Annotated in this window: 12 protein-coding genes; 7 read left to right on the top strand and 5 right to left on the bottom strand. The window is 64.3% G+C overall.

Features of this window, described 5'->3' with window-relative positions:
- Positions 1 to 15 precede the first annotated feature (15 nt).
- Positions 16 to 1,110: a pyridoxal phosphate-dependent aminotransferase gene (locus AWC27_RS13740; RefSeq protein ID WP_169726783.1), complete on the top strand. Its 1,095-nt coding sequence runs from the start codon at positions 16 to 18 to the stop codon at positions 1,108 to 1,110.
- Here the strand turns inward: AWC27_RS13740 and AWC27_RS13735 are convergent.
- The 4 genes from AWC27_RS13735 to AWC27_RS13720 form a co-directional block, all read right to left on the bottom strand.
- Positions 1,107 to 1,913, bottom strand: a complete 807-nt coding sequence (locus tag AWC27_RS13735) for a DUF3159 domain-containing protein (protein WP_085670984.1) — start codon at positions 1,911 to 1,913, stop codon at positions 1,107 to 1,109. The genes AWC27_RS13740 and AWC27_RS13735 overlap by 4 nt on opposite strands.
- Before the next feature lie 103 nt (positions 1,914 to 2,016).
- Positions 2,017 to 3,216 carry a MalY/PatB family protein gene (locus AWC27_RS13730; protein ID WP_085670983.1) on the bottom strand — a complete coding sequence of 400 codons (1,200 nt, stop codon included), beginning with the start codon at positions 3,214 to 3,216 and terminating at the stop codon, positions 2,017 to 2,019.
- Positions 3,217 to 3,234: 18 nt separating this feature from the next.
- The gene (locus AWC27_RS13725; protein ID WP_085670982.1) at positions 3,235 to 4,329 is read right to left on the bottom strand and encodes an NAD(P)H-dependent amine dehydrogenase family protein; all 1,095 of its coding nucleotides are present in this window, start codon (positions 4,327 to 4,329) and stop codon (positions 3,235 to 3,237) included.
- 47 nt (positions 4,330 to 4,376) lie between these two features.
- Positions 4,377 to 5,222, bottom strand: a complete 846-nt coding sequence (locus AWC27_RS13720; protein ID WP_085670981.1) for an SDR family oxidoreductase — start codon at positions 5,220 to 5,222, stop codon at positions 4,377 to 4,379.
- A gap of 162 nt (positions 5,223 to 5,384) precedes the next feature.
- Here AWC27_RS13720 and AWC27_RS13715 point away from each other — a divergent pair, with 162 nt between their 5' ends.
- From AWC27_RS13715 to efeB, 5 genes are all read left to right on the top strand, one after another.
- Positions 5,385 to 6,380, top strand: coding sequence for an LLM class flavin-dependent oxidoreductase (locus AWC27_RS13715; protein WP_085670980.1), 996 nt, complete (start codon positions 5,385 to 5,387; stop codon positions 6,378 to 6,380).
- Positions 6,377 to 7,564, top strand: a complete 1,188-nt coding sequence (locus AWC27_RS13710) for a cytochrome P450 (RefSeq protein ID WP_085670979.1) — start codon at positions 6,377 to 6,379, stop codon at positions 7,562 to 7,564. The genes AWC27_RS13715 and AWC27_RS13710 overlap by 4 nt, the downstream gene beginning before the upstream one ends.
- A 77-nt stretch (positions 7,565 to 7,641) precedes the next feature.
- Complete coding sequence (efeU, locus tag AWC27_RS13705; RefSeq protein ID WP_085671059.1) at positions 7,642 to 9,192, top strand: iron uptake transporter permease EfeU; 1,551 nt, start codon at positions 7,642 to 7,644, stop codon at positions 9,190 to 9,192.
- Positions 9,193 to 9,211: 19 nt separating this feature from the next.
- Positions 9,212 to 10,366 (top strand): iron uptake system protein EfeO, encoded by a 1,155-nt coding sequence (gene efeO / locus AWC27_RS13700; RefSeq protein WP_372516869.1) that lies wholly within the window; start codon positions 9,212 to 9,214, stop codon positions 10,364 to 10,366.
- Entirely contained in the window at positions 10,366 to 11,646 is a 1,281-nt protein-coding gene (gene efeB / locus AWC27_RS13695) for an iron uptake transporter deferrochelatase/peroxidase subunit (RefSeq protein WP_085670978.1), read from the top strand. Before efeO ends, efeB begins: the two co-directional genes overlap by 1 nt.
- Here efeB and AWC27_RS13690 read toward each other — a convergent pair.
- Positions 11,628 to 12,614 (bottom strand): alpha/beta fold hydrolase, encoded by a 987-nt coding sequence (locus AWC27_RS13690; RefSeq protein WP_085670977.1) that lies wholly within the window; start codon positions 12,612 to 12,614, stop codon positions 11,628 to 11,630. The genes efeB and AWC27_RS13690 overlap by 19 nt on opposite strands.
- A 154-nt stretch (positions 12,615 to 12,768) precedes the next feature.
- Between AWC27_RS13690 and AWC27_RS13685 the strand changes: the two genes are divergently transcribed.
- Positions 12,769 to 13,176, top strand: coding sequence for a hypothetical protein (locus tag AWC27_RS13685; RefSeq protein WP_085670976.1), 408 nt, complete (start codon positions 12,769 to 12,771; stop codon positions 13,174 to 13,176).
- Positions 13,177 to 13,189: the final 13 nt, after the last annotated feature.

Below are 13,189 nucleotides of genomic sequence, written 5' to 3'. Positions count from 1 at the left end.
GCCGAGCTTCGGCGGTTGGGGACCCACGTCATCTCGTTTGGTGCCGGCGCTCCGACGGTGCCACCGCCGAACCTGACCTTCGACGCTCTTGCGGCATTCGATGTGGCGAAGGCATCGGGTTATGGCAGCAGCCGTGGCGAGCTCGCACTGCGTGAAGCGCTGTGTGGTTGGTACGTAACGGAATTCGGTCGGCTAACGAATCCGGACCAGCATCTTGTCACCAATGGCGCCAAGCAGGCGATCATGATCGCACTGTTGGCCCTATGCGATGCTGGGGAGTGCATCGCGATCCAAAATCCCTACTGGCCAAGCTACGTGGACGTCGCCGGGCTCACCGGTCTCAGCGTGGAGTTGCTGCGGTATTCGTTTGAGACGCCGGATGTCCGGACGTGGATCGATCAGGTGAGCGATGAGACCCGAGTGATCATCTACTCAAGTCCGTCGAATCCCACCGGTTCCACGCTGTCGCAGGATGACCTGACATTGCTGGCCACTTGGGCGGAAGAAACAAACCGCTGGATCATCGCCGACGAGATATATCAGTTCCAGTATTACAAGCACGACGGGCCAGCCCCGTCGGTGCTGCGCTTGCCCGCCGAGGGTTCCGCGCGTGTCCTGCACATCTCCAGCGCGTCCAAGACGTTCGCACTCATGGGCCATCGCATCGGGTGGATCACCGCCCACTCGAGCCTGATCAGCCGGTGTGCCAGCATCGCGTCGAACATCGCCGGGAACGTGAACACACCCGGGCAATCGCTGGTGGCTCGTGCGCTGTCCATTCCACGGACTGAATTGACCGACCGCACAGCGCAACTCAGGAAGCAACGCGATGTGCTGTGTGCGGCCCTCGCCGAATCGATCCCGTGGTTGCGTTGGAACGCACCGGACGGCGGGCTGTTCGTCTGGTGCGAGCTGGTCGCAGATCATGCCGGGGACCGTTGGACGGGAGACGCCATCGCCCAGGCCCTGCTCGCGGATGAACACGTGGCGGTGGTACCGGGTTCGGTCTTCGGCCACGAAAACGCGCTGCGCCTGTCATTCACGGAGCCACCCGATCAGATCGTCGAAGGTATCGAGCGGATCAAGCGGTGGGGAGAGGCCCGGCTCTAGCCCCCGGCCGGGGCGGAGAGCTTGACCAGCAGTGTTGCGGTCGCGCTGCCGATCACGATCAGCGGGATACCGACGACGTAGTCGATGGAGTTGGTGACCATACCCGCGATGCCGGTGACGATGACGAAGGTGGGCAGCCATTCGAGAATCCGCAGGACCGGGGGCACATGCGCGGGCTCGCCGTTGGCCAGGTCGAACTTGGCGGTGGCGTAGTCGGGGTAGAAGTCGGTGAACGAGACGGCGCAGAAGATCGCCGCCAATTGCAGGATCCAGCCGGTCCAGAAGTTGCCGGCGTCGTGCAGCACGAAGGCGCCAACGAAGCCGGCAGCCGCGGAGAACGTGAAGGCGCCTGCCCAGGCGGCGGTGATGACGTCATTGATCTTCTTGAACAGCGGGCTGTCCCAGTACTCGGCCGGCGTGGTGTCTTTGGCGTAGGCCAAGGTGAACGGTTTGCGGATCAGCAGGGTGACCCAGGCGAATGCTGCCAGCGAAATGTTGGTCAGTTCGCCGGCCCACAGTTCGAGAAAGCGGATCTCGCTGGTGGTGGCGAACAGGCCGACGATAGCCAGGCCGGCGAAAAACATGGCGCCGAAGACCTCGAGCGCGTGCACCTTGATCCCGCGGCTGAGGCCGAGGAGCAGGGTGAGCATCGAAAGGCCCAACGCGGCGATCACCGCTACCTCGAACCGCCCCGGCCCGGACAGGATCGACAGCAGTGCCCACGGCGCGATTCCGGCGAACGGCGACTTGAGGAACCCGTCGATGACGCGGGCCGGGCCGCGACGCTGGTCGGTGTGGGTCATGTGAAGCTCCTGGCTCTTCTCGATGGTCCGTGAGTGACATGACGATGTTGGCATGTCGTTAATGACATGTCAACAGTGGACGGTCAATAAGCGCTAGGCGACCTCACTCCCGTTCGGCCAGCGCCCGACCCATCTTTGAGACCGCTTCGGTCAGGATGACCTGCGATGTTGCGAAGTTCAGCCGGATATGGCCGGCGCCGCCGGTGCCGAAAACGTGGCCGGAACTGACTGCCACGCGGGCATGGTCGAGGAACCAGAGCGCGGGCCCGGACAGGTCGGCGACCACCGCGAGTCCAGCTGTGGGCTCTTCGTCGAACCCGAGTTCACGGCAATCCATCCACGCTAGATAGGTGCCTTGCGGCCACATCAGTCGCACGCCGGGGAGGTGCTTGTCGACCAACTCGCCCAGCAATGTGCGGTTGGCGTCCAGGCCGGCCAGCAGCGCATCGAGCCAGTCGCCGCCGGTGCTGAACGCTTCGGCGTGCGCAATGACGCCCAGATGGTTCGGACCGTGATCGACCTCTTCGGGCATCCGGCGCAGATCGGCGGCCGCCTCAGGGCCCGCAATGGCCAGGGCCCCTTTCAGCCCGCCGAGATTCCACGCCTTGGTGGCCGATAGCAGAGCCAATGCGTTCTCCGCGCCGGGCACACTCAGATAGGGAGTGAAGCGCGACCCCGAGAGCACCAGCGGCGCGTGGATCTCGTCGGAAACCACCCGGACCCCGAATCGGCGGGCGAGTTCGGCAACCCCACCCAGTTCTTCGGCGGTGTGTACCGCGCCAGTCGGGTTGTGCGGATTGCACAGCAGATACGCAACCTTGTCGGCAGTGGCTGTGGCCCGCGCGAACGCCTCCTCCAGGGCGTCCAGGTCGAGGCGGCCGTCGGCGCCCAGCGGGGCTTCGAGCACGCGGCGGCCGTCATGCGCGACGAACGCACAGAACGGCGCGTACACCGGCGGGTTGACGATGACCGGATCACCGCGGTCGGTGACCAGGCGAAGCATCTCGACGACGCCGGTCATGACGTCCAGCACCACGCGGGTGCGGCTGATCGCCAGGTCGTCCCATTGCCAACGCCGCGAAGCGAATTCGGCGGCCGCCGTCGCATAGGCGGTGCCGTAGGGATATCCGGTATCGCCGGCGTCGACGGTCTTGTGGATGACCTCGGCCACCGTCGGCGCGAGTTTGGTGTCCATTTCGGCGACCCACAAGGGCAGCACATCGGCTGGGTGGGTACGCCACTTCATGCTGGTGCGGGTGCGCAGTTGCTCGAGGGTGAGCTCCTCGAGGGGATTGAAAGTCACCCGTGTGAGACTACGGATTCACCCGGTGACGAACGCGTGCCTGGGGATGGTCAACGGGAGGTCCACCGAACTCAGCAGGCCGGGTTCGGCCGCGACGACGTACGGCACGGCGTTCACCACGCGCATCGCGGTGGCCACCATCGCGCCGGCGCCCGACGTCATTGCGCCGATCCCGGCTTTGCCGGGATCGCGCAGCGTGGGTGTCAGCGTGCAGTCGATGTCGGGCTCTCCCGTGATCACGATGCGATAGGACAGGTCGCCGATTCCGGTCGGCCAGTCCGGTGCGACGCCGTGAGCGAGCCGGGTGACGTGTTCGATGACGATGGCTTCGCGGCCGCCGACCACACCGATCGCCCGCATCCGCAGCGCGCCGCAGGTGCCCGCCTCGACGGTGCCCATCGCGACTTCCAGCGTCCGGTTTGTGGTTGCGCGGTCGAAGGTTTCGCGTACTTCCTGCACCTCGACGCCGAGCGCATCGGCGATCAGCCGAATCTGGCCCTGCCATTCGCCGGCAATCGCACCGGGAAAGCCGATCCATGGCTGGTATTCCATAGGGCGGCCGAAACCCAGTGCGTCGCTCATGATGTCGGCAACCCCGTAGTCGTCGTATAGTGCGATCTCGTATGCGTGGATCTTCTCGATCGCTGACGACTGGGTGGTGAGCACCAGCGGTAGGTAATCGGCGGCGAATCCCGGCTCGATGCCCGACGCGTACAACGACACCCGACCCTGCTTGGCCGCGGTGGCCAATTGGTCGCGCCACTCGGCCGGTTCGTACGCGTGCGGATTGACCAGTCGGGTGGTGCTGGTGGTGACGACGTTGATGCCGGCCTCGAGCAGTCTGACGTAGTCGGGGATGGCCAGCGCGTCGCGTTCTGGGCCGCTGGCCGCATAGATCACGCAGTCGGGTTTCAGGCCGATCAGCGCATCGGCGTCATTGGTGGCGGCCAGACCGATCGGCTCACCGTTGGCGAGTTCACCGGCGTCTTTGCCGACCTTCTCCTCGGAGTGCACCCACACGCCGACCAGATCGAACTCGGGACGGCGCTGAATGGTCCGGATGGCGATCGAGCCGATCCCACCCGTCGCCCAAACCACTACCCGGTGTGCCATCGCGGGCCCTTCTTGCTACGGCGTGATTGATCCGAAAGCCAAGACGCTTAAGCCAATTGGACCCGGCCGGTGATCAGATCCATGATCGGCTTGCCGGGGGCGAACGATCCGGTGATCGACGCCATGGCGTGTCCTTGGTCGACGTTGAGCGTGATCCCGTTGATCGATGCCGCGGCGGCGCTGTTGAGCATGATCATCGCCTTGCCGATGTCCTCGGGTGTCAGCGTTTTGCTTCCGGTGTCGTCGCGGTAGTCCTGGGCGAAGGTCAGCCACAGATCGGCGTTGGCACGGGCCAGAGGAGTGTCGGTAGGACCGGGGCAGACCGCGTTGATCCGCACACCCTTCTTCTGGAAGTGGTAGCCCTGCCACGCGACGTAGCCGTTGATGGCCTTCTTGCTGAACCCGTAGTGGATGATTCCTTGCGGCTCGCGTTCCCGGCACCAGTCGTGCGCCGACTTGTAGTCCGGCGTGGCCAGGAAGTCCTGCACCAGCTCGAGGTCGTTTTCCCAGCCCATCCCGGCCACCGAGGAAATGAAGCAGATCGACGAGCCGCGCGGCAGCAGGTCCTTGGCGAACAACCGCTCGATCAGGTGGCGATGCCCGATGAAGTTGACCTGCATCAACTTTGGACCGTCGGCGACACCGGCCGCTGAGAACAGTGAGTCGACCGGTCCGTCGAGCGCGTCGACAGCCCGGTCAATCGAATCCTGGTCACTGAGGTCCAGCTGGATCACGCGGTCGGTCTCGTAGTCGACCGGCGCGTAGTCCATCACCGTGACGTGTGCGCCGAGGTCCTTGGCGATCTGCGCCACGGCGGCGCCCATTCCAGTCGCGCCCCCGACCACCAAGACCCGTTTTCCTTCGTAACCCAATAGCTCGGCTGCCGTCGTCATCTTTCCCCTTTTCCCAGGTGGTTCACCGATCGACGTTACAGTATCGGGACCAGATGTTAGTTTCAATGCTGGTCGGCGTTAGTCGTGGCCGAGGTGGTTGACCGCCCTCCCGGGTCCCACGTAGCGTACGTGGCACAAATATTAGGTCACATAGGAGTCGCTGTGTTCACACTGCGCTTCGACATGCGCGCACCCGCATGGGGAGCCGATCCAACGGCCTTGTATGCCGCGGCGCCGGAGATGTGCGCATGGGCGGAGGACCACGGCGGCCTGGCGGCAGTGACGTGTGAGCACCACGGGTCTGAGGACGGATACCTGCCCTCCCCGCTGCTGCTGACCTCCGCGATCGCGGCGCGTACCAAGCGTATGGCGTTGAGCCTGATCCTGATCCTGCCCTTCTACGACCCGGTGCGACTGGCCGAAGACATGGCGGTTCTCGACATCATCAGCGGTGGAAGGGCCTCGTACATCCTGGCTTTGGGGTACCGGCCTGAGGAATACGAGCACTTCGGTGTGGAGATGGCCGGTCGCGGCCGGCTTGCTGACGAGAAGCTTGGGCTGCTGCGGCAATTGCTCACTGGCGAGGAGGTCGCGCATGAGGGCCGGCGGATCAAGGTGACGCCGGCCCCGCGGACCGCCGGTGGGCCCGGGTTGATGTGGGGTGGCGGCAGTGTGGCGGCGGCCCGGCGGGCCGGCCGCTACGGCCTGGGCATGTTGGCCAACGCCAACGTCGAGGGCATGCAGGAGGCTTACGAAGCGGCCTGCCGAAAGCATGGCCACTCGCCGGGGGGGACCTTTTTCCCCGACCGCAAGACGCCGTCGGTCAGCTTCGTCGCCGACGACGTGGACGCGGCCTGGGCGGAACTCGGTGAGCATCTGCTGCACGATGCCCGCAGTTATGCGGCCTGGAACCCCGGCAACGAGGTCTCGGCGGGCTTCACACACGCTGAAACCGTCGACGAGCTGCGCGAGGCGGCCGCGTCGCACGTCATTTACTCTGTGCCAGAAGCGGTTTCGCGAGTACGATCCGGCAAGATTCTCAACCTGTCGCCACTTTGCGGCGGGTTGTCGCCCGAAGTCGCATGGCCTTATCTCAAGCGGGTCGGCGAGATGGTGCTGCCCGAAGCCGCGCGCTCAGCCACCGCGGAGCCCGCATGACCGTAGCTGAGATCTATTACGACCCATTCGATTTCGATATCGACGATGATCCTTACCCGATCTGGAAGCGGATGCGGGACGAAGCTCCGTTGTATTACAACGCGAAGTACAACTTCTACGCGTTGAGCCGGTATGAGGATGTCGCGCCGGAGCTGACGAATTGGGAGACTTACCGATCCGGCCGCGGCACCACGATGGACATCATCATGAGCGGTGTCGATATCCCGCCCGGGGTCATTCTCTTCGAGGACCCGCCGCTGCACGACCTGCATCGCCGTTTGTTGTCAAGGGTTTTCACGCCGCGGCGGATGGAAGCGATCGAGCCGCTGACGCGCGACTTCTGTGTGCGTGCGCTGGATCCGTTGGTGGGTACCGGCCGGTTCGACTTCATCGAGAATCTTGGTGCGATGATCCCGATGCGGACCATCGGGTATCTGCTGGGCATCCCGGAGGAGGGGCAGCAAGCCATCCGTGATCGCGGGGGCCGGGCCATCAGCCTGAAGCAAGGCACTTTCACGGCCGTGACCGAAGATTTGTTCGAGAAAAGCTATGAGGTGTTCTCCGACTACATCGACTGGCGCACCGACCATCCCTCCGATGACTTGATGACCCAGCTGCTCAACGCCGAGATCGAGGAAGACGGTGCGATGCGGCGGCTGACGCGCAGCGAGGTGCTGATGTACACCACCATGATCGCCGGCGCGGGCAACGAGACGACCACCCGCCTGATCGGTTTCATCGGCCAACTTCTTGCCGAGCACCCCGACCAGCGTCGTGAGATCGTCGCCTCTCCCTCGCTGATTCCCAACGCGATCGAGGAGGTGTTGCGCTACCAAGCGCCCTCGCCGGTACAGGCGCGCTACGTGGCCCGCGACGTCGAATGCCGTGGCACCATGATCTCCCAAGGCTCGATCATGTTGTTGCTCAACGGATCAGCCAACCGGGACGAACGCAGGTTTCCCGACGGCGAGCGGTTCGACATCCGTCGTGTGGGGGGTCATCTCAGTTTCGGGCACGGGCTGCACTTCTGTCTGGGCTCGGCGCTGGCGCGCATGCAGGCGCGGGTGGCGTTGGAGGAGGTCATCAAGCGCTGGCCGGATTGGGAAGTCGACTACGCCAATGCCAGCAAGGCGCACACCAGCAGCGTGCGCGGCTGGGCGAAGTTGCCGGTGATCACTGGCTGAGGCCTCGTCGACCGCTTCGGCCTCTAATAGGTGGGTATGGCAAATCCAGATGCTTAGTTAGGCTAGGCTAAGTGGCCGTGCAGGGCGCATTCATCGGCACTTTCCTGATCGGCCTCCGCGAAGGCCTGGAGGCGACGCTCATCGTGAGCATCGTCGGTGCGTTCCTCAAACGCAATGGACAGTCGACTCGTCCAATGTTTGCCGGCGTCGCGCTGGCCGTGGTCATCAGTGTCGGTGTCGGCGTCGGGCTGGATTTGCTGTCGACGACCCTGCCGCAGCGGCAGCAGGAAATGATGGAAACCGTCATCGGCGCTATTGCCGTGGTGTTCGTGACCTCCATGATCATCTGGATGAACCGCAACGCTTCCCGGCTCAAGGGCGAGCTGGAGCGCGAGGCCCAGGAGGCGATCAGCCGGGGCGGCTCACTGGCCCTTGTTGTGATGGCCTTCCTGGCTGTCCTCAAGGAGGGCTTCGAAACGGCGGTGTTCCTGCTCGCGGCCGCGCAAACGTCACACGGCAGCCGCTGGTTCGCCGTGCTCGGCGGCGCAACGGGGATCGCGCTGTCGATCGCGGTCGGTGTCGGCCTGTACTTCGGTGGTCTGAAACTCAACCTCGGCCGCTTCTTCCGCATCACCGGCGTCTTTCTGGTGCTGATCGCGGCCGGTTTGGTGCTCGGTGCGCTACGCACCGCCCACGAGGCCGGCTGGATCGCCATCGGCCAGCAACAGGTGTTCAACCTCTCGGCCTGGATTCCCGGCAGATCATTGCAGGGCGCGTTGGTCACCGGGCTGTTCGGCATACCCACCGATCCCCGCCTCATCGAAGTGCTGGGCTGGTTGCTGTACGCGGTACCGGTGCTAGTGGTCTTTCTGTGGCCGGCTCGGCTAACCGCGGATCCCGCTATCCGGCGCCGGACGCTCGGCGGCGCCGCGGCCGCGCTGCTCATCGTCGCCGCGACACTGGTGATCGCCGTTCCGGCCGGGGGCTCCTCGCCTGGTCCACACCCGCGCACGGTGACGGATCGCCTCGGCCGCACTGCGACAGTGTCGCTGACGTCCGGACCAGGCGGGCTGTCTCTGAGTCGAAGCGGGTCGACCAGCGACATCCCCCTCAGTGCGGCCGGTGCCGATTCGGTCGCGGGCGTGCCGGTGCGGGTGTGGCAGGCGACGGTGCCGGTCGCCAGCGGCGGCGAGCCGACGGTCACGCTGACGGAGTTGGTGAACCTGACCGGTGGCCGCTTGCCGGTCGGGGTGTCCGCGGCCCGCACACCCGGCCCGTTCCAAGCGCAGTGGGCTACCAGCACCGTGTACACGGTTCGCGCCCAGGGTAATTCGCTGCTGAGCGCGCAGGCTGTCAGCAATCGCACGGCGGTACTCAGCGGCGGCGGGCTCACCGCGCCCAAGACCGTCAGTGTCGGCGGTCTGCCGTCTGACTGGACGACGGCCGGTGTTGACGACCAATCGACCGCCGCGCAGATCACTGCCGATGCCCAGCAGCGCGCCGAACGGCGGCTGTGGAAACTGTGGCTCCCCTTGGTATTAAGCGCCTTCGCGCTGACGTGCGTCGTTGTCGCCGGACGGAAAAGGAGGGACGTGGCCAATGATGAATCCCGTCAACCGGTCTCATAGCATCTGGGTCGCTGTCGCGGTGTTGGCCCTGACCGCGTGCAGCCATACCACCGCGCCCAAAGGCGCCGGTACCAACGCCGTCAAGGTGACCATGAGCAACGACGGCGGCAAAGACAACTGCGTGCTCAACACCACCAGCGTGCCGGCCGGCCCGGTGACATTTACCGTCGCCAATGCCAGCGCACCGGGCATCAGCGAGCTGGAGTTGCTCAAAGATCAGCGAATCCTGGGTGAGAAAGAAAACCTGGCACCCGGACTGGATCCGGTGTCGTTCACCGTCACCCTTGACGGCGGCGCCTACCAAATCTATTGCCCTGGCGCGGGTACCGAATATCAAACTCTGACCGTTACGGGACGAGCACCGGCGCCGCTCACCGGCACGGTCGCCACAGTGCTCAGTCAAGGCACCAAGGATTATGCGGCCTACATCGTCAAGCAAATCGGTCAGCTCAACGACGCCGTCAAGGTACTCGATGCCGCCGTGCAATCGGGCAACGTCGACGCGGCGAAGTCGGCCTACGCCAAGGCCCGCCCGTTCTACGAGCGGGCGGAAGCCAGCGTCGAGGGTTTCGTGTTGCCGGGCTTCGCGGTTGGGGACAATTTGGGCAACCTCGACTATCTGATCGACATGCGGGAATCCACTCCGGTCGACGCGAAGGTAGGCTGGAAGGGCATGCACGCGATCGAACGCGACCTGTGGCAGGGTGGTGCTATCACCGCCGGCACCAAGGTGGTGAGCACCGAATTGGTAAGCAACGTAGGTAAATTGAACACGACGGTGACCAGCCTGCAGTACCGCCCGGAGGATTTGGCCAATGGCGCTGCCGACCTCATCGAAGAAGTACAGAACACCAAAATAACCGGCGAGGAAGAAGCCTTCAGTCACATCGACCTGGTGGACTTCGCCGGCAACGTCGAGGGAGCCCAGCAGGCCTACGCCTCGCTGCGCCCCGGCCTGGAGAAGATCGACGCCAATCTCGTCAAGCAGATCGACCAGCAATTCACCGATGTACTGAACACACTCAACGACTACCGTGACCCCGCGGCACTGGGCGGCTACCAGACCTACACCCCGTCGCTGCAGGCCCGCGATGCACCGAAGCTGACAGCGGTGATCCAGCCACTGCACCAGAGCCTGTCCCTGGTGGCGCAAAAAGTTGTCTCGGCGAACTGATGACCGACAAACCTGAATCTGCTGAAACCGAGGTGTCGCGCCGCCGCATGCTTGGCGGCGCGATGTGGGCCGGGCTCGCCGGCGCGGCGGTCGGTGCGGCCGGCGGCGGGGTGGCCGGATACGCTGCGGCTTCGGAAACAAAGCACACCGGCGACGACGACACCGTCGATCTGCGCCGCAGTTATCCCTTCTACGGTCAGGCGCATCAGGGCGGAATCGCCACGCAGCCGCAGCGCTACTGCGTGTTCATGTCGTTCTCGCTGGCTGCCGGCGCTGGGCGCACACAACTGCAGTCACTGCTGGCCCGCTGGTCGGCTGCGGGCGCGGTGCTGCAACAGGGCAATCCCGTTGGCGCAGTGCAGCCTTCGGTCGAGGTGCAGCCCCCCGCCGATACCGGGGAAGCCTTCGGCCTGAGCCCGGCCAGCCTGACAGTGACCGTTGGGCTGGGCCCTTCGGTGTTCGGTGATCGGTTCGGACTCGCCGCACGCAAGCCGGCAATGTTTTCCGATCTGCCCCCACTCAACGGCGACAACCTCGACCCGCGTCTGCATGGCGGCGATCTGTCGGTACAAGCCTGCGCCGACGACCCCCAGGTCTGCTACCACGCCACCCGCAATCTCACCCGGCTGGGCCGCAATATCGTGTCTCCCTTGTGGCAAGTGCTGGGTTTCGGCCGGGCCTCTGCCGGGCCTGGTCAGAACACGCCACGAAACCTGCTGGGCTTCAAGGACGGAACACGCAACGTGTCCAGCGACGCGGAATACTCCCGATTCGTATGGGTGGACAACAGCGACCAGGCGTGGATGAACGGCGGAACCTATCAAGTCGTCCGCAAGATCCGGATGCTGCTGGAAACCTGGGATACCGATCGAGTCGGAAACCAGCAGCAGATTTTCGGCCGCACCAAGCAGGAAGGAGCACCGCTATCGGGCAAGGCCGAGTTCGACACACCGGACTTCGGTGCGAAAGACGCTGACGGCAAACCCGTTATCGACCCGCTGTCGCACATCGGCTTGGCTGCCAGGGAAAACAACGACGGCATCATGATCCGCCGGCGTTCCTATAACTACACCGACGGACTGGATGCCACCGGCCAGCTCAATGCCGGCCTGCTGTTCATCTCCTACCAGAACAACCCGCAGAACTTCATCCGGCTGCAAAACCGGCTGGGCGCCAACGACTTGCTCAACGAATACATCCGTCACATCGGATCGGCGATTTTCGCCGTTCCGCCCGCGCCCAGCCAGGGCCACTACATCGGTCAGGCGCTGTTCAGCTGATCCACCAGCATGGCGCCCTCGGGCCGGTCGCCGAGTGTGCCCAGCTCGATGTCCGCGCCCGCGGCGGTAACCCGGATGATGTCGGCCAATTCCCTTGGGGCATCGCACTGCAGATAGTGATCGGCGTTCGGCACCACCCAGTAGCGGCTTAGCCGGGGCATATCGCGAAGATACGCCTGCCAGACGTGGTTGGGCACCCGTAGCGGCGACACGCTGTCGTGTAAACCCCACACCAGCGACAGGTTGATCGGGAGCTTGGAAAGTGCTTCCAGCCAACCGGTTTCGCCCGCGGCGCGCTCGTTGAGGTACTGAATGGTGTCCGGCAGCACGCGGATTCCGTCGTTGTGCGCGAAACACTTTGCCAAGGCAGCGATCTCGGGATCTTCAAGTGTGCGCCGCGGGAGGAAGGTGCTTGCGCCCAGGCCGGCCGCCAGCAGGTCCGGCGTCGTCGCTGCCGCCGTCGCCCGTCCCGTTGCTGGGTCGAGCATCATCGTTTGGAAGGTGGTCAGATTCGACAGTGGTAGATAAATGTTCGCGTTGGTCAGGAAAACGTCGACCGGTAGGGCCCCTTCGGTGGCCAACGTGTCCAGCGCGATCATGCCCACACTGCTGCCGCGGTCGTGGGTCAGCATCCGGTATTCGGTCAGCTGCCACACTTCGGTGATTGCGTGCACCAGCAGGCGCGCGTCGTCGTAGAGCGAGTAGACGTATGGCTCCGGTGGCTTCTCCGACAAGCCGTAGCCCGGGAAGTCCAAAGTGAAGATGTCGAACTCTGAGTTCAATTCATTCGACAACCCGAAATAGTCGATGCTCGAGGTCGGAAAACCATGGACAAGCACCAGCGCGGGTGCACCCGGCGTGCCGCAGCGGCGGCTGAATACCGTGACCTCTCGTCCGTTGTTGGCGGCGGTGGTCGACCGCCAGCGCAACTCGTTTCCGCCGCTCTGCCACTCCGCAAAGATATCCACGGTCCAAGCCTTTCAGGGGTTTAGCGCTGAGGGAAGTTCACTATCGCAAGCAGCAACGGGAGCTGCTCTTTCGGGGTTGGGATGTGGGCGCACTGTTTCCGCTTTCCTCCTTGTGCAATCTGCCTGGTGCGGTGAGCTTAGGTGTGGGTTTACCATGCTCATCGTGATCAACACGCGAGTAATAGGGCTCGCTGAGTATCAGATCAGCAGCGAGGAACCCGACGTGATCACCGCGCGCTATCTCACTTTCGGTTCGGCCGGCGCCATGGGCAGCGGAAGGGCCGTCGGAGACACCTCTAACGGCTTCCCCGGCGACTACCACGTTCAGTACTTCGACGCCGGCGGCAAGCTGGCCGGCGACTTGGACCTGCACATCGAAACGGTCGGGGAGTCCTATCAGCTGACCTGGCGGCACCGCCGCGAGAACGTCCGGCTGCCCGCCTTGGCCGGTGAAGTCATATTCGAAGGCATCGGCTTCCCGACCGGCGAAAGAACCATGGCCCTTACCTATTGGATGTCCCAGAAGCTGTCTGCGGCGATCGAGCTGCGCCCGCTGCTCTGAAACCGCTTGTCGC

Origin of the sequence: Mycobacterium szulgai (genome assembly GCF_002116635.1) — a bacterium.
GTDB classification, from domain to species: domain Bacteria; phylum Actinomycetota; class Actinomycetes; order Mycobacteriales; family Mycobacteriaceae; genus Mycobacterium; species Mycobacterium szulgai.
The sequence above is the reverse complement of the archived record's forward strand: the minus strand, read 5'-3'. Positions and strand labels throughout refer to the sequence as shown.

What these genes read in the sequence shown, in the direction of transcription:
- AWC27_RS13735 (WP_085670984.1), bottom strand. Translation starts at nt 1,913, where the DNA reads ATGACCCACACCGACCAGCGTCGCGGCCCGGCCCGCGTCATCGACGGG.
- AWC27_RS13725 (WP_085670982.1), bottom strand. Translation starts at nt 4,329, where the DNA reads ATGGCACACCGGGTAGTGGTTTGGGCGACGGGTGGGATCGGCTCGATC.
- AWC27_RS13720 (WP_085670981.1), bottom strand. Translation starts at nt 5,222, where the DNA reads ATGACGACGGCAGCCGAGCTATTGGGTTACGAAGGAAAACGGGTCTTG.
- AWC27_RS13710 (WP_085670979.1), top strand. Translation starts at nt 6,377, where the DNA reads ATGACCGTAGCTGAGATCTATTACGACCCATTCGATTTCGATATCGAC.
- efeB (WP_085670978.1), top strand. Translation starts at nt 10,366, where the DNA reads ATGACCGACAAACCTGAATCTGCTGAAACCGAGGTGTCGCGCCGCCGC.
- AWC27_RS13685 (WP_085670976.1), top strand. Translation starts at nt 12,769, where the DNA reads ATGCTCATCGTGATCAACACGCGAGTAATAGGGCTCGCTGAGTATCAG.